The 19,624-nt window shown below is 60.2% G+C and carries 17 protein-coding genes; 10 read left to right on the forward strand and 7 right to left on the reverse strand.

Annotated features, from left to right (window positions below):
* Window positions 1-7: 7 nt before the first annotated feature.
* Complete coding sequence (locus FB472_RS10120) at window positions 8-1,282, reverse strand: branched-chain amino acid ABC transporter permease (protein WP_141991543.1); 1,275 nt, start codon at window positions 1,280-1,282, stop codon at window positions 8-10.
* 279 nt (window positions 1,283-1,561) lie between these two features.
* Between FB472_RS10120 and guaB the strand changes: the two genes are divergently transcribed.
* On the forward strand, window positions 1,562-3,064 hold the full coding sequence (gene guaB / locus FB472_RS10125) for an IMP dehydrogenase (protein WP_141990780.1): 1,503 nt from the start codon (window positions 1,562-1,564) through the stop codon (window positions 3,062-3,064).
* Here the strand turns inward: guaB and FB472_RS10130 are convergent.
* Genes FB472_RS10130 through FB472_RS10140 form a run of 3 tightly spaced genes read right to left on the reverse strand, consistent with a single transcriptional unit; the run spans window position 3,061 to window position 5,469 of the window.
* A complete protein-coding gene (locus FB472_RS10130; protein WP_141990781.1) occupies window positions 3,061-3,867 on the reverse strand; it encodes an ABC transporter permease subunit in 807 nt (268 codons plus the stop codon). The genes guaB and FB472_RS10130 overlap by 4 nt on opposite strands.
* Complete coding sequence (locus FB472_RS10135; RefSeq protein ID WP_141990782.1) at window positions 3,857-4,777, reverse strand: ABC transporter ATP-binding protein; 921 nt, start codon at window positions 4,775-4,777, stop codon at window positions 3,857-3,859. Before FB472_RS10135 ends, FB472_RS10130 begins: the two co-directional genes overlap by 11 nt.
* Window positions 4,774-5,469: a TetR/AcrR family transcriptional regulator gene (locus FB472_RS10140; RefSeq protein ID WP_141990783.1), complete on the reverse strand. Its 696-nt coding sequence runs from the start codon at window positions 5,467-5,469 to the stop codon at window positions 4,774-4,776. The genes FB472_RS10135 and FB472_RS10140 overlap by 4 nt, the downstream gene beginning before the upstream one ends.
* A gap of 73 nt (window positions 5,470-5,542) precedes the next feature.
* Here FB472_RS10140 and FB472_RS10145 point away from each other — a divergent pair, with 73 nt between their 5' ends.
* The 4 genes from FB472_RS10145 to guaA all read left to right on the forward strand — a co-directional run bounded on the left by FB472_RS10145 (window position 5,543) and on the right by guaA (window position 9,938).
* Complete coding sequence (locus tag FB472_RS10145) at window positions 5,543-6,664, forward strand: GuaB3 family IMP dehydrogenase-related protein (RefSeq protein ID WP_141990784.1); 1,122 nt, start codon at window positions 5,543-5,545, stop codon at window positions 6,662-6,664.
* Window positions 6,665-7,058: 394 nt separating this feature from the next.
* On the forward strand, window positions 7,059-7,877 hold the full coding sequence (locus FB472_RS10155; protein WP_246078177.1) for an SURF1 family protein: 819 nt from the start codon (window positions 7,059-7,061) through the stop codon (window positions 7,875-7,877).
* 4 nt (window positions 7,878-7,881) lie between these two features.
* Complete coding sequence (locus tag FB472_RS10160; RefSeq protein WP_141990785.1) at window positions 7,882-8,340, forward strand: DUF3817 domain-containing protein; 459 nt, start codon at window positions 7,882-7,884, stop codon at window positions 8,338-8,340.
* A complete protein-coding gene (gene guaA / locus FB472_RS10165) occupies window positions 8,337-9,938 on the forward strand; it encodes a glutamine-hydrolyzing GMP synthase (RefSeq protein ID WP_141990786.1) in 1,602 nt (533 codons plus the stop codon). Before FB472_RS10160 ends, guaA begins: the two co-directional genes overlap by 4 nt.
* A 101-nt stretch (window positions 9,939-10,039) precedes the next feature.
* Here the strand turns inward: guaA and FB472_RS10170 are convergent, their stop codons facing one another.
* Together FB472_RS10170 and FB472_RS10175 are read right to left on the reverse strand one after the other, a co-directional pair.
* Complete coding sequence (locus tag FB472_RS10170) at window positions 10,040-10,849, reverse strand: Bax inhibitor-1/YccA family protein (protein WP_141990787.1); 810 nt, start codon at window positions 10,847-10,849, stop codon at window positions 10,040-10,042.
* A gap of 48 nt (window positions 10,850-10,897) precedes the next feature.
* Entirely contained in the window at window positions 10,898-11,443 is a 546-nt protein-coding gene (locus FB472_RS10175) for a hypothetical protein (protein ID WP_141990788.1), read from the reverse strand.
* Between the two features lie 45 nt (window positions 11,444-11,488).
* On the opposite strand from FB472_RS10175, the gene FB472_RS10180 reads away from it, so the two are divergent.
* The 3 genes from FB472_RS10180 to FB472_RS10190 are packed head-to-tail and all read left to right on the forward strand — an operon-like array spanning window position 11,489 to window position 16,367.
* A complete protein-coding gene (locus FB472_RS10180) occupies window positions 11,489-12,490 on the forward strand; it encodes a glycerophosphodiester phosphodiesterase family protein (protein ID WP_141990789.1) in 1,002 nt (333 codons plus the stop codon).
* A gap of 12 nt (window positions 12,491-12,502) precedes the next feature.
* Entirely contained in the window at window positions 12,503-14,902 is a 2,400-nt protein-coding gene (locus FB472_RS10185) for an ATP-dependent helicase (protein ID WP_141990790.1), read from the forward strand.
* Entirely contained in the window at window positions 14,889-16,367 is a 1,479-nt protein-coding gene (locus FB472_RS10190) for an RNB domain-containing ribonuclease (RefSeq protein ID WP_141990791.1), read from the forward strand. The genes FB472_RS10185 and FB472_RS10190 overlap by 14 nt, the downstream gene beginning before the upstream one ends.
* A 17-nt stretch (window positions 16,368-16,384) precedes the next feature.
* Here the strand turns inward: FB472_RS10190 and FB472_RS10195 are convergent, their stop codons facing one another.
* A complete protein-coding gene (locus FB472_RS10195; protein ID WP_141990792.1) occupies window positions 16,385-17,155 on the reverse strand; it encodes an oxygenase MpaB family protein in 771 nt (256 codons plus the stop codon).
* Between the two features lie 188 nt (window positions 17,156-17,343).
* On the opposite strand from FB472_RS10195, the gene sucC reads away from it, so the two are divergent.
* Both sucC and sucD read left to right on the forward strand, forming a co-directional pair.
* Window positions 17,344-18,513, forward strand: coding sequence for an ADP-forming succinate--CoA ligase subunit beta (gene sucC / locus FB472_RS10200; RefSeq protein ID WP_141991545.1), 1,170 nt, complete (start codon window positions 17,344-17,346; stop codon window positions 18,511-18,513).
* 10 nt (window positions 18,514-18,523) lie between these two features.
* Window positions 18,524-19,426 (forward strand): succinate--CoA ligase subunit alpha, encoded by a 903-nt coding sequence (gene sucD / locus FB472_RS10205; RefSeq protein ID WP_141990793.1) that lies wholly within the window; start codon window positions 18,524-18,526, stop codon window positions 19,424-19,426.
* The last annotated feature ends 198 nt before the right edge of the window (window positions 19,427-19,624 follow it).

A 19,624-nucleotide genomic window follows, 5' to 3' on the forward strand; every position in this document is an offset into this window, starting at 1 on the left:
GCGGCCCCTAACCTATTCTCTCTTTGCGACCGAGGATGCCCTGCGGTCTGAACAACAAGATGACGATGAGAACGACGAGCGCACCCACATACTTCAGGTCGGATGGAATGAAGAGGCTTGACGTCTCAACGAGGATTCCGACGATGATCGAGCCAACCAGAGCACCGAACGCGGTTCCCAAACCACCCAAGGTGACGGCGGCGAACACGAGCAGCAGGATCTGCGCACCCATGTCCCAACGAATTCCCGGTCGGAAGTAGGCCCACAACACACCGGCGAGACCGGCCATTGCTGCAGCAAGAATCCAGACAACCCGAACAACCTGGTCGACATCGATACCGGATGCGGCAGCCAGGGATGGGTTGTCAGAGACTGCGCGAGTCGCCTTACCGATCTTGGTCTTTACGAGCCACCACGCAAAAATCACGATGACGACTGTGCTCACGACCATGCTGATCATGTTGGTCTGGCTGAGTGAGACTGAGCCAAAGAGTGGGATGTTGGGGGAGTCAGAACCGGGCAACTGCTCGGTTCCGCCACCGCGGAAGTACTGGAAGGTGTAGCGAAGCGCCAGCGACAGACCGATGGAGACGATCATGAGCTGAACGATGCCCACACCCTTCTTGCGCAGTGGTTTCCATAAGCCGGCGTCGAGTGACCACCCGAAGCCGGCACTCAAAAGTACGGCTATCGGTATCGCAAGCCATATCGGCCAGCCGAGATCGACTGAGACAATCAATGCCATTACCGCACCGAATGTCACCATCTCTGCGTGGGCGAAGTTGGAAAGACCGGTGGTTCCGTAGACAAGCGAGATGCCAATGGCGGCAAGTCCGAGCATGAGCCCGAAGTTGAGTCCGTTGACCAGTCGCTCTACGAGTTGGTCGAAGAAGTTGACGACGTTGCGCTCACCGCGACCGATAAAGAAGTTCGTCACTGTTGAGCCGCTGGGGCCGATCATGGCTTCTTTGACGTTGGGAGTATCGTCTTCTTCGTCGATTACGGCGATGCCTTCAGGAAGAGTGTTCTCGTCGAGGGTGACGGTGAATTCGTCACCATCGGGAACGCCAACTTTCCATTGGCCGTCGACATCCGTTTGGACTTCAGCTTCGTAGCCGCCGCCAGAAATGGTAAGAGTTACACCTTCCAACGGCTCGCTATTGAGCTTGACGTTGCCAATGACGCTGTTGTCGTACTCATCGACGTTAACTTCGTCAGCCATCGCAGGCATAGACATGAGAGAGAAAGCGGCCGAAAGCGTCACAAGAAGCGCTATTAGCACTCCGCGTTTATTCTTCCGTCGCGTGCGGCGATATTCCGCTGTGTTCACAGGACCTCCAGAAAGGGACCCAGCCGGAATTTAGAATCCCGCGGGTTCTGATGTGTCGACGGCATTGACGACACCGGCCGATCGCGCCCGACGCACAAGTGCTCGCCGGGTACAAAGCGGTGAAGCTATTATGCGGGGGATTCGTCAGCCACGAAACCCGTTAATATTGATTGACCGCAGATTTAACACAAGATCACCGGTTTCACACTCCTGGTGCAAGGAAGATTTAACATGGAACAGCATGACCCTTTTGGATTCGTTGGGCTCACCTACGACGACGTGATGCTTTTACCCGGCCACACTGATGTGATTCCAAGCGATGCTGACACCAGTTCACGTCTAACCCGCAGAATCCGGGTATCTTCGCCGCTAATTTCGTCTGCGATGGACACCGTCACCGAGGCACGAATGGCGATCGCGATGGCTCGAAACGGTGGACTGGGGGTGCTGCACCGCAACCTTTCGATCGATGATCAGGCCACCTATGTCGACAAGGTCAAACGAAGTGAATCGGGCATGATTACCAATCCGGTAACAACTACGCAACGAGCCACTTTGGCGGAGGTAGATGCGCTCTGTGGCCAATTTCGAATCTCAGGGGTGCCCGTCGTAGAAGACGATGGAACGCTCGTCGGAATTGTCACCAACCGCGACATGCGATTCATCGAACCCGCAGAGATGGATTTGACGCTGGTGCGCGATGTAATGACGACGTTGCCGCTGATCACTGGCCACGTCGGAATTGAGCGCGAGGGTGCGATCGCTCTTCTCGACCAATACAAAATTGAGAAGCTGCCGCTGGTCGATGACCACGGCAAGCTCACGGGGCTCATCACCGTCAAAGACTTTGAGAAAACAGATCAGTATCCGAACGCCACAAAAGATGACGAAGGCAGACTTCGCGTGGGGGCTGCCATCGGATTCTTCGGTGACGCGTGGGAGCGAGCCGAGCGCCTGCGCGATGCTGGCGTTGACATTCTCGTGGTGGATACCGCCAACGGAGACTCTGCCGGAGTGATCGACATCATCCGACGCCTCAAAGCAGACTCCTCCTTTGACGCAATCGACATCATCGGGGGCAACGTCGCCACTCGCTCCGGAGCACAGGCACTGATCGATGCCGGGGTGGATGCCGTCAAGGTCGGAGTCGGACCCGGATCGATTTGTACCACACGGGTTGTTGCCGGGGTTGGAGTGCCCCAAGTCACCGCCGTGTACGAGTCATCCCTTGCTGCGCGCGAAGCCGGCATCCCGGTCATTGCCGATGGTGGCCTTCAGTACTCGGGCGACATCGCCAAAGCGCTCGTTGCCGGTGCAGAAACGGTCATGCTCGGCTCGCTCCTAGCCGGCACTGACGAAAGCCCCGGAGATCTCATTTTTCTCAATGGCAAGCAGTTCAAGAGCTACCGCGGGATGGGCTCGCTCGGTGCGCTGCAAACACGGGGCAAGAAGACCTCCTATTCGCGCGACCGCTACTTTCAGGCGGATGTTCCTTCTGACGATCAACTGATCCCTGAAGGAATCGAAGGCCAGGTCCCCTATCGCGGCCCTGTCTCCACGGTGATGTATCAGCTGCTCGGCGGCCTCCGGCAGTCCATGTTTTACACGGGCGCACGCACTATCGACGAGTTGCAACGCAAGGGCAAGTTTGTGCGGATCACCGCCGCTGGCCTGAAAGAGTCACACCCCCACGACATCCAGATGGTTGTCGAAGCCCCCAACTACCGCCGCTAGGCAGAGATATCGCGGCGGTTGAAGATAGTGCCGCCGATGACAAGAATGGCAGCAGCAGCACCGTAGATGAGAACGAGCGCGCCCCCATCGGCGCCCTCGCGTAGCGGCGAGTTGCCGAAGGCCCAGTGGTACGGCGAGATGGTGTGCAGCCATTCCACGTCGGAGCTTTGGTTGCCCAGCGAGTTGAGCACATAACCAAATAGCGCGATTCCGGCAGCGGCAGCACTCGCGTATGAACGACGCCCGGTGATCGCTCCAACCGACAGGCCAAAACTTGCAGCAAGGAGTCCCAGCCCCAGCAGGGCGAGGCAGCCACCGACAATGTGCACTGGCGCGAGTTTGATTCCCGAAGGCTCATTGAGCGCCAGAATGAGCAGTGCCGAGACCGCAGCGAGCCAGGTGAGTCTCAGGATGACGGCCAGGCTGCGCTCAACCATCACCTGCACCCGCGAAACACCGTGGGCAAGAGTGAGCTCAAGGGAGCCCGACTCTTCGTCGCCCGCGATGGCGGCGGAACTCCAGAGGGTCGCGGTGATGGTCAGAAGTACGAATCCGATGAGACCAAGAAACGTTGCTTGCACATAGCCAGCACCGCTTGAGAGGTCTTCGAACCCAAGGGTTGTTGAGAACCCTGCGGGCAGGGAGTCGATGATGTCCTGAAACCCGGCATCCGGCCCCGAAAATGACGAGTACAGCGGAATGTAGAGCACGATCGCCGCGACGAAGCCAAGCGTCCAGCCGAGGGTGGCGCGCCAGGAATCAACAAGGGAGCGTCGGAGAAGGGGCAGCACGCTAGTTCTCATCGCCGGCCTCCGAAGAGTAAAAGGTGATGACGGAGGATTCGAGGTCCTGTTCTTCGACTCGGAGGTCGACGACGTGAAATGGCGCAATTGCCTTCACCAGAGAGTTGATGTGGCCCTCGACGGTGCCGGTGACGTGAACGACCTCACCGTCCACTACGGCAAGGTGGTCAAGTTGCGGCAGAGCACCGAGTGCGGTGCGGATGCGGTCGGCCGAGACATCCGTGAATTCAATGACGACGCGGCGCACGGCACTGGCCCGCAGGGTCGCGACGTCGCCGACTTTCACGACGCGTCCCCGGCGGAGCACGGCAACCTGATCGGCGGCACTCTGAATCTCGCTGAGTACGTGCGAACTGAGGAACACGGTTTGGCCCCTGTTCTGTGCTTCGCGAACCATGGAGAGAAATTCTTGCTGCACGAGCGGGTCGAGCCCACTCGTGGGTTCGTCGAGCACGAGCAGTGCTGGTTCGTGCATGAACGCTTGCACGAGGCCCAGTTTCTGTTTGTTGCCCTTGGATAGTGTGCGCACATGCCGGCTGAGATCGAGGCCCAGTCGTTCGGCTAGCTCATCGATTCGGCCTTCGGGTACCGAACCGCTGATATCGGCATAATGCTTGAGCAGGGCGCGACCGGTAACACGCCCCTCGAGCATCAGCTCGCCTGGAAGGAAGCCGATTCGTCGGCGCAGTGCTGCGCCACCGGCTCGCGGGGACTCGCCAAGCACGGTGGCGTCACCCGAGGTGGGTCGGATGATGTCGAGGAGCAGTCGCATCGCTGTGGTTTTCCCAGCGCCATTGGGGCCGATCACTCCGAACACGCTTCCGGTTTCAACGGCGAGATCCATCCCGTCGAGAGCAGTGTGTCGGCCATACCGCTTGGTAAGTGCGCGAGTTTCTATGGCGTAGGTCATGGCGTGGGGCCGTAGCCCTGTCCTTTCGAGGAGCCGCGGTTGCGTGCCGTGTCGGTTGCGTGCCGTGCGGTGTTGGTTGCTTGGCGGGTCGCGTCGAGCATGCTGCTACCGACGTAAAGCCCCTCGGTATACATCTCGAGCGCAGCGTTGCCCATGCGGCTCAGGCTTTCGAGACTGAAGCGCTCACTGCTGAGGGTGCGCGCGATGTGCCCCTGCAGGATGAGGGTGGCGAGACTCTGGGTGACGAGTAGCAGTGCTCGAGCGTGAGCATCGCTGCTGGGCCGCATCTGCTGACCGGCCACACCCTCGTCGAGGATGTTGGCCGTCATGGTGAGCATGCGATCAAATAGTTCGGCACCGGCGTCTGAGTCGTCGGTGAATAGCCGGCTCAGATAGTTGAGCCACGGCTGATACCTATCGAGATCTGAATACCACTCGGTGAGAACCGCGGTCATGTCACTGGAGTCCATGCCCGTTTTGATGTGGGTAATTTCGCTGATGATGAATTCATCGCAGGCGGTCTTGAGGCCTCGCATAGTGCCGAAGTGGTGGATCACGAGGCCGGCACTCACGCCAGCTTCAGCGGCCACGGCGCGTGCGCTCGTCGCGGCGAACCCGCCCTCCCCGATGAGCCGGATCGCAGCGTCGCGGATGCGGGCCCGCGGCGTGGAATCATCCCTAGTTGAACGCATGTTCAATATTCTAAACGTTTGTTTAGTGGCGGTCAACGGTCGCACCAAATGCCCAGCCGGGTAGGCTGGAGCAGTGAATGATTTCGAGATTGGCCGAGCCAAGCGCGCTCGCCGCGTCTATTCCTTTGACGACATTGCTATTGTGCCGTCGCGCCGTACACGCGATCCCCGCGACGTGTCTGTGAGCTGGACAATTGACGCGTTCACCTTCGACATCCCCGTGATTGCCGCTCCCATGGATTCTGTAGTGTCGCCCGCGACCGCAATCGCCATGGGAAAGCTCGGCGGCCTCGGTGTGCTTGACCTTGAAGGTCTCTGGACCCGCTACGAAAACCCTGAGCCCGTGCTCGAAGAAATCCGTCGACTGCCAGACGATCAGGCAACGGCACGCATGCAGCAGCTGTACTCCGAACCGATCAAGCCCGAGCTCGTCACTCAGCGCCTCGCCGAGATTCGCGAAGCCGGAGTTCCCGTCGCCGGGGCACTGAGCCCTCAGCGCACCAAAGAACTTCATCAAACGGTTCTGGATGCCGGAGTCGACCTTTTCGTCATCCGGGGCACCACTGTCAGCGCAGAGCACGTTTCCAAAACCAGCGAACCCCTCAACCTCAAAGAATTCATTTACGAACTTGATGTGCCCGTGATTGTCGGAGGAGCCGCAACCTACACTGCCGCTCTTCATCTGATGCGCACCGGTGCCGCGGGCGTACTCGTGGGCTTTGGTGGGGGAGCTTCAAGCACCACCCGCTCGACCCTCGGAATCTACGCCCCGATGGCGACCGCCATCGCCGACGTTGCCGGCGCGCGCCGCGATTACATGGACGAATCGGGTGGCCGCTACGTTCACGTCATCGCTGACGGTGGGTTGGGAACCAGCGGCGACATTGTGAAAGCAATCGCCGTTGGTGCAGATGCCATCATGCTCGGCGGAACCCTCGCCCGGGCAAACGAAGCCCCCGGAGGCGGCTGGCACTGGGGTCAAGAAGCCCACCACCACGAGTTGCCTCGCGGCAACCGGGTGGAGGTCGGTCAGCTTGCACCACTCGCCGAAATTCTGAACGGCCCATCGACCCATGCGAACGGGCAATCAAACCTCATCGGGGCCCTTCGTCGATCGATGGCGACAACCGGTTACTCCGATCTGAAAGAATTTCAGCGGGTCAACGTGGTCGTTGCTCCCCACAACTCGCTCTAAGCCTCAGGCACCGCAGCTCACAGGTGCAGATCAGTCGCGCTGAGGCCCGTTCGGTTCCTCTATCCGGTGACAAAGCCGATCGTCGAACACTTATATATCAGTGTGGGAATGTTGCCCTATGGCCTGCTGAGTTACACGGGCGGTCGTCTGCACGGTTTTCCGCACCATCTCGTCACCTCATGCGCTCGCAGATGTTGCGGGTGGCACCCAGTGTGCGGGCAGGTGCCCTTCGTGATTGCTCACCTACTACGCTGCGCGGGTCGATAATGTTCTGGTTCGCCGCACTCGTATGTCGATTGAGGCATGGAATCGGGGCGAAGATTAAGAGCCAGCTGCAGCCGGATGATGCGTCTGCTGATCGTGTGCGGCCCGCGACACCAGATATTGTTATTGAGTGAGTAAGACGGATTCTTCGCCAGCGGCCCCGGACGCACCAGCGGCCCCCGGCGCGCCGGCAACAATGTGGCAGATTGCGCATCGACCACGCTGGATCGCGGCTCTCATCCTGGCGCTCGTTATCGCCGGCAGTTTCGCGGCTCTCGGCCAGTGGCAGTTGAGCCGCAGCCTCGAGGGTGGCGAGATCACCGAGCAGCAGAGTGAGACGGTCGTGCCGCTCGAGTCGGTCGCGACCCCGCAAGAGCCGCTTGCCTCGGTCACGACAGGTCAGACAGTTGCTCTCACCGCCGAATTTGTGCCCGGTGATTATGTTGTCCTCGCCGAGCGTCGCAACACTGCCGGTTTGGGCTACTGGGTTGTCGGCCATGGGCGTGAGCCCAGTGGGGCCAGCATCGCGATCGCGTTGGGGTGGGCAGAATCACGGGATGCTGCGGCATCCGCTATCGCTCAACTTGAAGCTTCGCCGCCGTCGTCGACCATCACGGGTCGTTTGTTGCCGACCGAGTCCCCCCAGCAGTCCGATTTTGAGGCCGGAACGCGAAGCGCTCTTGCCGTATCGGAGCTGGTGAACCTGTGGCCAAACGTCGACGCGGGAATCTACGGCGGCTACGTTGTCAGTTTTGACACACCGGCGGGCCTTGAGGCGATCGATTCCCCACCGCCGTCAACAGAAGTTTCCCTCAATCTGCTCAACGTTTTCTATGCTGTCGAGTGGATAGTGTTCGCTGGCTTCGCCGTCTTCCTCTGGTACCGGTTGGTGCGCGATGTGTGGGAGGCAGAGCGCGAAGAGCAGCAGCCTGACGCGGCCGTAGACTAGAGGTATGGCTCTCGGTCCCCGGCTTTCTGATTTCCCGCGCATCCGGCGTACTGTCACGTTTTATAAGGTGTCGTCGGTCATCACCGGCAGCTTTCTGCTCGTACTGTGCCTCATGATGTTCTTCCGGTATGGGCTGGGCGGTGACATTGAGCTGAATGGCCCGGACGGCTTCCTCGGGCTGCAGAACAAAGACCTAATAACCGGCATCAACGTGTCGACGATCATCCTCATCGTGCACGGTTGGCTCTATGTTTTCTATGTGGCCGCTGACTTTGTGCTGTGGCGTCTGACGCGTTTCTCATTTTTGCGTTTTTTGTACATCGCCCTCGGTGGCATCATTCCGCTGCTCTCGTTCTTCTTGGAGCGTCAGGTTCCTCGTTTCGTTGAGGCAAAACTTGCCCGCATCGAATCCGCTGCAGCCGCTGCTGCGGCGGGCGCCGACTCCGAAAAGGCTTCCGCATGACCGGTCCGTTAGACACGACCGCGTCGGCAGCTACGAGCGCGCGTCCGGTCCTCGTTGTCGACTTTGGCGCCCAGTATGCTCAGCTCATCGCCCGTCGCGTGCGTGAAGCAAACGTGTACAGCGAAATTGTTCCGCACACGATCTCGGCCGCAGATGTCGCCGCCAAGAATCCGGCCGGAATCGTGCTGAGCGGCGGGCCTTCCAGTGTGTATGAGGAGGGTTCGCCCGATCTCGACCCCGGAATTCTCCAGTTGGGTGTTCCGGTTTTGGGCATTTGCTACGGCTTTCAGGTGATGGCCCGTCAGCTTGGCGGCACCGTTTCTCAGACGGGCCTGCGCGAGTACGGGGCGACGAATATGACCGTGCAGGGTGATGGCGGTTCGCTGCTGGGCGAACAGCCGAGCACGCAGACGGTGTGGATGAGTCACGGCGATGCCGTGACCGAAGCCCCCGAAGGTTTTGACGTACTGGCGAGCAGCGAAGCAACTCCGGTTGCCGCGTTTGCGAGCGTTCACCGTGGGCTCTATGGAGTGCAGTGGCACCCCGAAGTGAAGCACTCCGAGTTTGGACAGCGCGTGCTGGAAAACTTTCTTCACGATGCTGCGGGCATCCCCGCCGACTGGAATAGCGGCAATGTGATCGTTGAGCAGGTCGCGCGCATCCGCGAGCAGGTCGGTTCGGCGCGCGTGATCTGTGGCCTTTCCGGAGGGGTCGATTCGGCCGTTGCGGCCGCAATCGTGCACGAGGCTATTGGCGACCAGCTCGTCTGCATCTTTGTTGACCACGGACTGCTGCGGCAGGATGAGCGCCGCCAGGTTGAAGAAGACTATGTCGCTTCCACTGGGGTGCGCCTGGTCACCGTCGATGCGGTCGACCAGTTCATGGATGCTCTCGCTGGAGTCACTGACCCCGAAACGAAGCGCAAGATCATCGGCCGCGAGTTCATTCGCAGTTTCGAGAATGCGGCAGAAGCTCTCGTGCGTGAAGCTGCGGGCGACGGCGAGAAGGTCAAGTTTTTGGTGCAGGGCACCCTGTACCCGGATGTTGTGGAGAGTGGCGGAGGAACCGGCACCGCCAACATCAAGAGTCACCACAACGTTGGCGGGCTCCCCGAAGACCTCCAGTTCGACCTCGTCGAGCCACTGCGCACCCTCTTCAAAGATGAGGTGCGGGCGATTGGTCGCGAGCTGGGATTGCCCGAAGTCATTGTTGGCCGCCAGCCGTTCCCGGGGCCCGGCCTCGGCATCCGCATCATTGGTGAAGTCACCCACGATCGCCTCGAACTGCTGCGCAAAGCGGATGCGATTGCTCGCGCCGAACTCACCGCAGCAGGTCTCGATGACACCATCTGGCAGTGCCCAGTGGTGCTCCTCGCCGATGTGCGTTCGGTAGGAGTGCAGGGCGATGGTCGCACCTATGGCCACCCGATCGTGTTGCGGCCGGTGTCATCCGAGGATGCCATGACCGCCGACTGGACGCGTCTGCCCTATGACGTGCTCGCCAAGATTTCGAACCGCATCACCAATGAGGTGGATGGCGTGAACCGCGTTGTTCTTGACGTCACGTCGAAGCCACCGGGAACCATTGAGTGGGAATAGAGCCTCGGCTACCGCCGCGCTATCCCGCTAACAAGAAAGCCCCTGCCATCCGGCTATTGCCGGCATGACGGGGGCTTTCTGCGTTTATCGAACGGGGCTAGCTAGTCGCGCAGGATGGCGAAGAAGCGCAACAGTTCGAGGTAGAGCCAGATGACGGTCACCATGATGCCGAAGGTACCCTTCCACCCGAAGGCGCGGGGTGCGCCGTTGGCGGCACCTCTCTGGATGAAGTCGAAGTCGAGCACGAGCGAGTACGCGGCCATGATGACCACCAGCACGCCGAGCACGGCGCCGAATGGGATGCCGAGGATTGGAATCTCTGCGCTGCGGAGTCCGAAGGCGGCATCGCTACCACCGAAGACCATCATTCCCACGTTAACGAGCGAGAACACAACGTAGCCGACCATCGCAATCAGGAAAACCTTGGTGGCTTTCTTGGAGGCCCGGATCTTGCCGCTGGCAAAGAGCGCGAGCGTGACACCGACAACGACGATGGTCGCAATGACGGCCTGCGTGACAACGCCACCGTAGGCATTTTCGAAGAAGCGCGAGATGCCACCAACAAAGACACCCTCAACGGCGGCGTACGCCAAAACGAGTGCACCAGATGGCTGCTTCTTGAAGATGTTGACGAGCGCGAGAACGAAACCGATGATTCCGGCGCCGATCCACAGCAACGGCATTGATGGGGCGAGTACCCAGCTGATGCCAGCGCCGACGAGGAGGAGCGCGAACGCGCCTACGGTCTTAGCGATTGTGTCTTCCACGGTCATGACGTCGCCGGTGGCTGGTCCTGACTCACGGTTGTACATGTCGTTGAGCTGCTGGTTGGAGACCTGGTTCGCTACAGCGGTTCCGCCGCGCGAGCTGAATGCAGCATCGCGGGAGAAAGCGGGGTTATTGAGTGCCATGATTCCTCTGTTTAGTGTGGCGCCACACGTTAGTGACGCGACATAAAACTATCCGATTTTGCTGAGAAATTCCGGCTTTTTGTGTCGTATTGCTGTGCTCTGAGCGATCACGCGGGCAAGCCAGGCCGCTGCCACAAGCACGACCGCTGAAATGGCGAGCGCTTCGGGCATCGAAGAGTACTCCTGAAAGAACCGGGGAAGGATGACGCCGTTGGCGAGGGGGAGGGCGAGCGCCAGATATGACACGAGTGGTCGGTGTCGCACCAGCAGCCAACACAACAGCGGAATAGTGAGTGTCCACATCGATAGGGGTCCGGTGAGCATGAGCCAGATCTGGCTGATTGCGGGGAGCACGACGACCATCCGTCGCCACCCCCGGGCGGGCATGATTGACCACCCAATCACCGTCGTCATCGTGCCGATAAGCAAAATGATGAGGGTGTAGTTATTGGCACCCTGGAGGTGGATCCCACCGGCGACGATGAGTACGAGTCCGACGAAATAGCGGTCGCTGTACCGACCCCACTTCAGTGGCAGACGTCGAGTCGGTTCGAGGTGCCGGGTCGGTTCGGGTAACGACGCACATTCGGGCATCCCTAAAGATTAGCTGCCGCAGCACTTCGGCTTAGTCTTGACTGGATGAGCATCACCACCAGCCCCCTTGTGATCGGGCACCGCGGAGCGAGCGGCTACCGCCCTGAGCACACCCGCGCCGCCTACGAGTTGGCATTCACCCTGGGGGCGGATGCGGTGGAACCCGACATTGTGGCGACCCGTGACGGGGTGCTGGTGCTTCGCCACGAGAACGAGATTTCGGGCACGACGAACGTCGCCGACCATCCCGAATTCGCGGATCGCCATACCTCGAAGATCATCGATGGCACGGTGCTGACGGGCTGGTTTACCGAAGACTTCACGTGGGCTGAGCTGTCGACCCTGCGCGCCCGCGAACGGCTGCCCGGATTGCGAACGAGCAACGTGGCGTTCAACGATCGCGAACCAATTCTGCGACTGAGCGAACTGTGGGAAATCGTGGATCAGCATTCTGCGACGCAGCGACGCCCCCTGCAGGTTGTGGCCGAGATCAAACATGCGAGTTACTTTGAGTCGATCGGCTTGCCGCTGGACGAGCTGTTTGCCCGAGAGGTGAGCGGCTGGGCGACAGCCGACAACCTCATCATCGAAGCGTTTGAGCAGAGTGTCTTGCACCGCATCCGGGATCGCGGCGTTCCGGGCAAACTGCTGTTTTTGCTGGAAGCCAGCGGGGCGCCTGCCGATCTTGTTGCGCGCTTTGGGGCTTACGCGCGCAACTATGCCGAGCACCTCACCCCCGAGGGTCTTGCGCAACTGGCGGGTGAGGTCGACGGAATCAGCGTCGACAAGAGAATGCTCATGGTGAAAGATCTTGCCGGCAATCTCACCGGAACCAATGACCTCGTGGCGCGAGTACACGCGGCCGGGTTGCTCGCGTTTTGTTGGACGCTGCGAGCAGAAAACCGCTTCTTGCCGAAGAACCTGCGCCGCAGTAAACAGCCTGAACAGTTTGGCGATTGGTTGGCAGAGTTTCGCATGATCATGGATTCTGGGCTCGACGGAGTTTTCACCGACCAACCCGACCTCGCCGTCACCGCTCGCGGGTAGAGTCGAGGGGCGATGACGACAGTTTTTGACCCCCACGACCCTGGCCGTTCTGCCGACGGTGATTCCGTCCGCGACCCGCTTCTCGACGGGCTAAATCCGCGTCAGCGCGAGGCTGTTGAATACCGGGGCCCCTCCTTGCTGATTGTGGCCGGTGCCGGCTCGGGTAAAACGAGTGTTTTGACGCGACGTATCGCCGGGCTGTTGCGCTCGCGGGAGGCCTGGCCGAGCCAAATTCTGGCCATCACCTTTACCAACAAGGCCGCAGCCGAAATGCGGGAACGTGTTGGCGCTATCGTGGGCGACACTGCCGAGGGTATGTGGATCTCCACGTTTCACTCTGCCTGCGTGCGCATTCTCCGCCGCGAGGTAGAAGCGTTCGGTTTCTCCAAAAACTTCACCATTTATGATTCCGCAGACAGCAAAGCCTTGCTCAAGCGAATCCTCAAAGAACTTGACGCCGACATGTTCGGTCTCACCGTCAGCAAAGCGGCCAATCGCATCTCGCAGCTCAAAAACGAGCTAACCGACGTTGATGGTTTTGCCCGCGACGCTAACCTCAGCGACCCAACTGAGAAGAAGTTTCTCGAAATTTTCCGGCGTTACACGCGTGGGCTCAGTGACGCAAACGCTTTCGACTTTGATGACCTCATCGGCCAAACGGTGTACCTGTTTCGCGCCTTCCCGCAGATTGCGGCCACCTACCAGCGTCGCTTTAAGCACATCCTGGTCGACGAATACCAGGACACCAATCACGCACAGTACTCGCTCATCCGGGAGTTGACGAGGCCGCCGGCTCCCGAACAATTCGAGGCAGCGCAGGGCATGATCGTGCAGGGCAGCAGTACTGAGGCAGAAGCCGCGTCGCTGACCGTTGTTGGTGACAGCGACCAATCTATTTATGCGTTTCGCGGAGCCGACATCCGCAACATTGTTGAATTTGAGCGAGACTTTCCGCGCTCGACCGTTATCTTGCTTGAGCAGAACTACCGGTCAACCCAGACGATTTTGGATGCCGCCAACGCGGTGATCTCGAACAACTTTGATCGCAAAGACAAGAAGCTGTTCACCACGATCGGTGCCGGCGACAAGATTGTTGGCTTTACCGGTTATTCGGGCCACGATGAGGCGCAGTTTGTGGCGGATGAGATTCAGAAACTCCACGACGGGGGCGTCGCCTATAAAGACGTCGCCGTCTTCTATCGCACTAACTCGCAGACGCGTGCGCTGGAAGAGATTTTCATCCGCGCAGCTCTTCCGTATCGAGTTCTCGGTGGCACCAAGTTTTATGAGCGCGCCGAAATCAAGGATGCCTTCGGCTACCTGATCGCGGTCGCCAACCCGGCCGACCCGCTGGCGCTGCGTCGCATCATGAACACCCCCAAGCGTGGCATCGGCCCCGCCACTGAGGCGGCCCTGCAGGCGTGGGCGGATTCCCGGGAAATGACCCTGCGCGACGCCATGCGCAACGCTACCGAACTGGGGCTCGGGCCCAAGGTCACGAAAGCCATAGTCGATCTTGCTCGGTTGCTTGATGAGGTGATGGCGAAGGTGGAGACCGCGAAGCCTGCCGACATCCTCACCGAGCTGCTCGATCGTTCGGGTTACGTTCGTGCTCTGCGTGCCTCGCAAGATCCCCAGGATGAGGCTCGCGCGGAGAACGTTGACGAGCTCGTTGCGGTGACGAAAGAGTTTGGCAAGAATAACCCTGAGGGCACTCTTCTCGACTTTCTCACCGAGGTGTCGCTCGTGGCAGCAGCGGATGATCTGGATGACTCCAGTGGCACCGTTTCGCTTATGACACTGCACACTGCGAAGGGCCTCGAATATGATTCAGTATTTTTGACCGGCGTTGAAGAAGATTTGCTTCCGCACCGGATGTCAGCGAATGAACCCGGTGGCCCGGCTGAAGAGCGCCGACTGTTTTATGTGGGAATCACGCGTGCACGCAAACGCCTTTTCCTGTCTCTGGCGATGACTCGCGCACAGTTTGGCGAGGTCAATGTGGCGATGCCGAGCCGTTACCTGCAAGAGATTCCGGTTGAGCTTATTGAGTGGAAGCAGTCGCCGGGAATGGCGAACTCGCGGGGTGGAACGCAGTCTCGCGCTCTCAACGCTCGTCAAGGCAGCGGCGGCGGTTCGTGGGCTGCTTCCTTGCGCGAAGCTGCGGCCGGCGGACTTCCTCCTGCGCCCCCGCGCGCGAAAACGGAATGGGCCAATGCAATCACGGCGACGGTTCGCGACAATGGTGACCTTACTCTGGCGGCGGGCGACCGCATCCGTCACACTGATTTTGGTGATGGCACGGTAAATCAGGTGACCGGCAACGGCCCCAAGAGCATCGCTGATGTTCAATTTGATACCGCCGGACGGAAGCGTCTGCTGATCAAGATTGCTCCTATTGAGAAACTTTGATGCTGAGGGACCTGACCCGTCAGGCGCGGTAGCGCGCGGCGGTGAGCGGCTTGTGGTCCCTCGGCTGCGACCACTCGACATCAGCAACGCGCTTGCTCGCGCACTGGTGCAGGTTCGCGAAGATCTCGAACTACCCACCGAGTTCAGCGCAGAAGTTGAGGATGCGGCTGAAGCCGCTGTTGCTGCCTTCGAGCCCCCAGAACTCGATTTCACGGACATCCCGTTCTCAACAATCGATCCGGAGGGGGCAACGGATCTCGACCAGGCGCTCTATCTGGAACAGACCGGCGAGACCCTTCGGGTGATGTACGCAATCGCCGAAGTTCCCGCGTTCGTCTTTGCTGGATCGACCGTCGATGCTGAGGCTCGCAAGCGCGGTCAGACGCTCTACGCCCCCGATGGCCGAATCCCGCTTCATCCCACGATCATCAGCGAAGATGCTGCCTCCCTGTTGGCGGGAGCCACGCGACCCGCATTCGTCTGGACTTTCGACTTGGATGTCACGGGTGCCGCGATTTTTACAACGCTGGTGCGCGCACAGGTGCGCAGCCGCCGCCAGTACAGCTACCTTGAGGTGCAGGGCCTCATCGACGACGGCATCGCCGATGAGTCGCTGGCGCTGCTGCCCGAGTTCGGCCGGTTGCGTTCAGAGCTCGAACGCCAACGCGGGGGAGCGAGCCTCAACCGCCCCGATGAAGAGGTCGTGGTCGTTGACGCAAACTACGCGCTCGAGCGCCGCGCTCCTTTCCCCTTAGAGGCGTGCACCGCGCACGTCTCGCTCATGACCGGTATGGAAGCTGCGCGCATCATGCTGGAGGGAAATGTGGGCATCCTGCGCACGATGCCCGCTCCCGACCTCGACACTCTTGCCGAATTTCGCCGCCAGGTTGCAAGCCTCGGATGCCCGTGGCCCGAGAACCAGAACTACGGCGAGTATCTGCGCACCCTCGACCACACTGACCCCCGTTCTCTCGCCGCGATTCATGCCGCAACGTCACTGTTTCGTGGAGCCGGATACACCGCCTTCGCGGGTGAGCATCCCGCTGTGATCATCCAAGCTGCTGTCGGCGCGCCCTACGCGCACGCAACCGCACCTCTCCGCCGCCTCGTCGATCGTTTCGTGCTCGTTGCGTGCGAAGCGATGCTTGCGGGCCGTGATGTGCCGAAATGGGTGCGCGAAGCGCTTCCTGACCTACCGAAAATCATGGCGCGTACTAGCTCGCTCGCCTCGCAATTGGAACGTGCCTCGGTCAATGCGATTGAGGCCGCACTGTTGAGCGCGCGAGTGGGAGACGAGTTTGAGGCCACCGTGGTTTCGGAGCGGGACGGCGGCGGCGTCATCCAGATTGCTGATCCTGTGATCACGGCTCGCATCACCGGCACAGTGTCGGCGGGGGACTCTGTTCGTGCCCGCCTTGTCACAGCCGAAATCACTTCGGGAACTGTCGAGTTCGTGCTCGCCTAACTGGCGAGCACTGTTGCCTAGCGAGTGCCCTGTGTTGCGCGAAACGCTGCGAGATATCGACGCTTGGTGGCAAAGCGCACCCGCCTAGGCAACCGCGGGTAGATTGCGCGCGTGACCCGCATCATCCGGTCGAAGCGTTTCTGATTGTGGGGAAGTCCATAGGCGGCGCGAAGCTCGTTGCTGAGCAACCCCGAGGTGAGTGTGCGCGCGAGCGGCATGGCAGCGCGCAGCCACCACGGCCCGCCAGTGGGATGCAGCAGCTCACTGGCAACGCGGCGGCTCGAATCGGTGACGCTCAAGGAGGCCACGCTCTCGCTCCAGTAGCGGTCAAACGCTTCGCGATTTGCTGGCCAGAGTACGTGGGGAACGCCCAGCGCTGTCGCGATCAGCGCGTAGTCAGCGAGCAAAGTTTCGGCATCGATTTCGCGCAGCGGCCCGAATACGAGCTGACGCACGCGCATCGCGGTGTCGTAGAGGGTCGCGGCAACCCATAACTGCAACCGCGGATCACGTGCGTCGTAATGGTCGGAGTGGACCGGCCGATGCGCGGCACCCACCCGCCGTGCCACCTCGGCGGCCTCCGCCGGAGTGCCGTACACCGTCACATAGAGATAGGTGAGGGTGCCGTTGAGGCGATCCAACGGGCGTCCCGCAAAGTCACTGTGCTCAGCGACCGCCTGCCCCACCGCCGGGTGTGCGATCTGCAACAGAATGGCCGCACCACCGCCAGCCAACAGGGCGACGTCGGCCGAGACATCCACGATTCTGAGGGGGCTGCTAGCGGTCACCGCCTTAGTTTAGGCGCGCTCAGTCTCAAGATTTGCTGATCTTTCGCCGCCCACAGCCCGCTATCGGAATCCTCGCAACGTAAGGCACGGTAGGGTTTTTTATTGGCGTGCGTCATTCGGGGCCGACCAATTTGGTGCCGGCTCGCCGTCTTCCCCCTCACGATAACGCGCGGATTGGAATGAGCAGCGTGGACCTATATGAGTACCAGGCCAGAGACGTATTTGAGTCTTATGGCGTACCAGTACTTGCCGGCCTGATTGCCGACACACCAGAAGAAGCCAAAGCGGCAGCCGAGAAAATCGGCGGAACCGTTGTTGTTAAGGCGCAAGTCAAGACCGGCGGTCGCGGCAAGGCAGGTGGTGTCAAGGTTGTTCACAACGCTGACGATGCTTACGCTGCTGCCGAGCAGATCCTCGGCCTCGACATTAACGGCCACACGGTCAAGCGAGTAATGGTTACTGCCGGTGCCCGCATCGCGCAAGAGTTCTACTTCTCAGTGCTGCTCGACCGAGCCAACCGCTCCTACCTGTCGCTGTGCAGCGTTGAAGGTGGAGTTGAAATTGAGGTTCTTGCGGTTGAGCGCCCCGAAGCTCTCGCCAAGATTGAGGTCAACCCGCTGACGGGCATCGATCTTGCGAAGGCCACCGAGATCGCGAAGGCCGCCAAGTTCCCGGCGGAACTCGTTGAGAAGGTTGCCCCTGTCTTTGTGAAGCTCTATGACGTGTACAAGGGCGAAGACGCAACCCTCGTTGAAGTCAACCCGCTCGTGCTCACCGAAGATGGCCAGATCGTGGCCCTCGACGGCAAGGTGTCGCTTGATGAGAATGCTGAGTTCCGTCATCCCAAGCACGCTGCCCTTGAAGATGCCGCTGCTGCAGACCCCCTCGAGGCGAAGGCGAAAGCAAACGACCTCAACTACGTCAAGCTTGATGGTGAAGTTGGTGTCATCGGTAACGGTGCCGGCCTCGTCATGTCAACGCTGGATGTTGTTGCCTACGCTGGTGAAAACCACGGCAACGTGAAGCCCGCCAACTTCCTCGACATCGGTGGCGGAGCATCCGCAGAGATCATGGCTGCCGGTCTCGACGTCATTCTCAACGACCCACAGGTCAAGAGCGTGTTCGTGAACGTCTTCGGCGGAATCACCGCGTGTGACGCTGTCGCTAAGGGAATTGTGGGTGCGCTCGCAGAACTCGGCAGCGCCGCCAACAAGCCGCTCGTTGTTCGTCTCGACGGTAACAAGGTTGAGGAGGGTCGCGCGATTCTTGCTGAAGCGAACCACCCCCTTGTGACGCTAGCCGCCTCTATGGACGAGGGCGCCGACAAGGCTGCCGAACTCGCCAACGCCGCGAAGTAAGGAACCGAACATGTCAATTTTCCTCACCAAGGATTCCAAAGTCATCGTTCAGGGCATCACCGGCGGTGAGGGCACCAAGCACACCGCCCTCATGCTCGCTGCTGGTACCCAGGTCGTTGGCGGTGTCAACGCCCGCAAGGCTGGCACTACCGTTATGCATCATGACAAAGACGGCGGTGCTGTAGAGCTCCCCGTGTTTGGTTCTGTTGCTGAAGCAATGGAAAAGACGGGGGCGGATGTTTCGATCGCTTTCGTTCCCCCTGCCTTCACCAAGGATGCCGTTATCGAAGCGATCGACGCTGAGATGCCGCTGCTCGTCATCATCACCGAGGGTGTCCCCGTCGGGGACTCTGCCGAGTTTTGGGCTTACGCGCAGGAGAAGGGCAACAAGACCCGCATCATTGGTCCGAACTGCCCCGGAATCATCACCCCCGGTGAAGCCCTCGTCGGCATCACGCCCGCGAATATCACCGGCAAGGGTCCGATCGGTCTCGTCTCCAAGTCGGGAACACTCACCTACCAAATGATGTACGAACTGCGTGACCTCGGATTCTCGACCGCAATCGGCATCGGAGGCGACCCCATCATCGGCACCACGCACATTGATGCCCTTGAAGCGTTCGAGGCTGACCCCGAGACCAAGGCAATCGTGATGATCGGTGAAATCGGTGGAGACGCTGAAGAGCGTGCCGCCGACTACATCAAAGCTCACGTCACGAAGCCTGTTGTCGGTTATGTTGCCGGCTTTACGGCTCCCGAGGGTAAAACCATGGGTCACGCCGGCGCGATCGTTTCCGGTTCTGCTGGAACCGCTCAGGCCAAGAAGGAAGCCCTCGAAGCTGCCGGTGTGAAGGTCGGCAAGACGCCTTCTGAAGCCGCCAAGCTGATGCGCGAAATTCTCGAAACTCTGTAGCAAGCGCACGCTGCTGGCTAGCTCAGTTTGCTACACACAAGCGCCGCCCGTCTTCACGACGGGCGGCGCTTGTGTCGTTAACGGTGTCCCCCAAAGAGCGGACAATATGTCACGTTCGGGTAACGATGACCATCAAGGCACCCCCTGTAGGGGGGTAGACAGCGCGTATAGTTACACGTGGCGAGTGCCCGACCGCCG

This window comes from Rhodoglobus vestalii (assembly GCF_006788895.1).
GTDB lineage: Bacteria > Actinomycetota > Actinomycetes > Actinomycetales > Microbacteriaceae > Rhodoglobus > Rhodoglobus vestalii.

Bases quoted from the DNA above. Each gene is read 5' to 3' on its own strand.
- FB472_RS10180 (WP_141990789.1), top strand. From the start codon at position 11,489: ATGAGCATCACCACCAGCCCCCTTGTGATCGGGCACCGCGGAGCGAGC.
- FB472_RS10135 (WP_141990782.1), bottom strand. From the start codon at position 4,777: ATGACCTACGCCATAGAAACTCGCGCACTTACCAAGCGGTATGGCCGA.
- FB472_RS10185 (WP_141990790.1), top strand. From the start codon at position 12,503: ATGACGACAGTTTTTGACCCCCACGACCCTGGCCGTTCTGCCGACGGT.
- guaB (WP_141990780.1), top strand. From the start codon at position 1,562: ATGGAACAGCATGACCCTTTTGGATTCGTTGGGCTCACCTACGACGAC.
- sucD (WP_141990793.1), top strand. From the start codon at position 18,524: ATGTCAATTTTCCTCACCAAGGATTCCAAAGTCATCGTTCAGGGCATC.
- FB472_RS10140 (WP_141990783.1), bottom strand. From the start codon at position 5,469: ATGCGTTCAACTAGGGATGATTCCACGCCGCGGGCCCGCATCCGCGAC.
- guaA (WP_141990786.1), top strand. From the start codon at position 8,337: ATGACCGGTCCGTTAGACACGACCGCGTCGGCAGCTACGAGCGCGCGT.
- FB472_RS10170 (WP_141990787.1), bottom strand. From the start codon at position 10,849: ATGGCACTCAATAACCCCGCTTTCTCCCGCGATGCTGCATTCAGCTCG.
- FB472_RS10160 (WP_141990785.1), top strand. From the start codon at position 7,882: ATGGCTCTCGGTCCCCGGCTTTCTGATTTCCCGCGCATCCGGCGTACT.
- FB472_RS10130 (WP_141990781.1), bottom strand. From the start codon at position 3,867: ATGAGAACTAGCGTGCTGCCCCTTCTCCGACGCTCCCTTGTTGATTCC.
- FB472_RS10175 (WP_141990788.1), bottom strand. From the start codon at position 11,443: ATGCCCGAATGTGCGTCGTTACCCGAACCGACCCGGCACCTCGAACCG.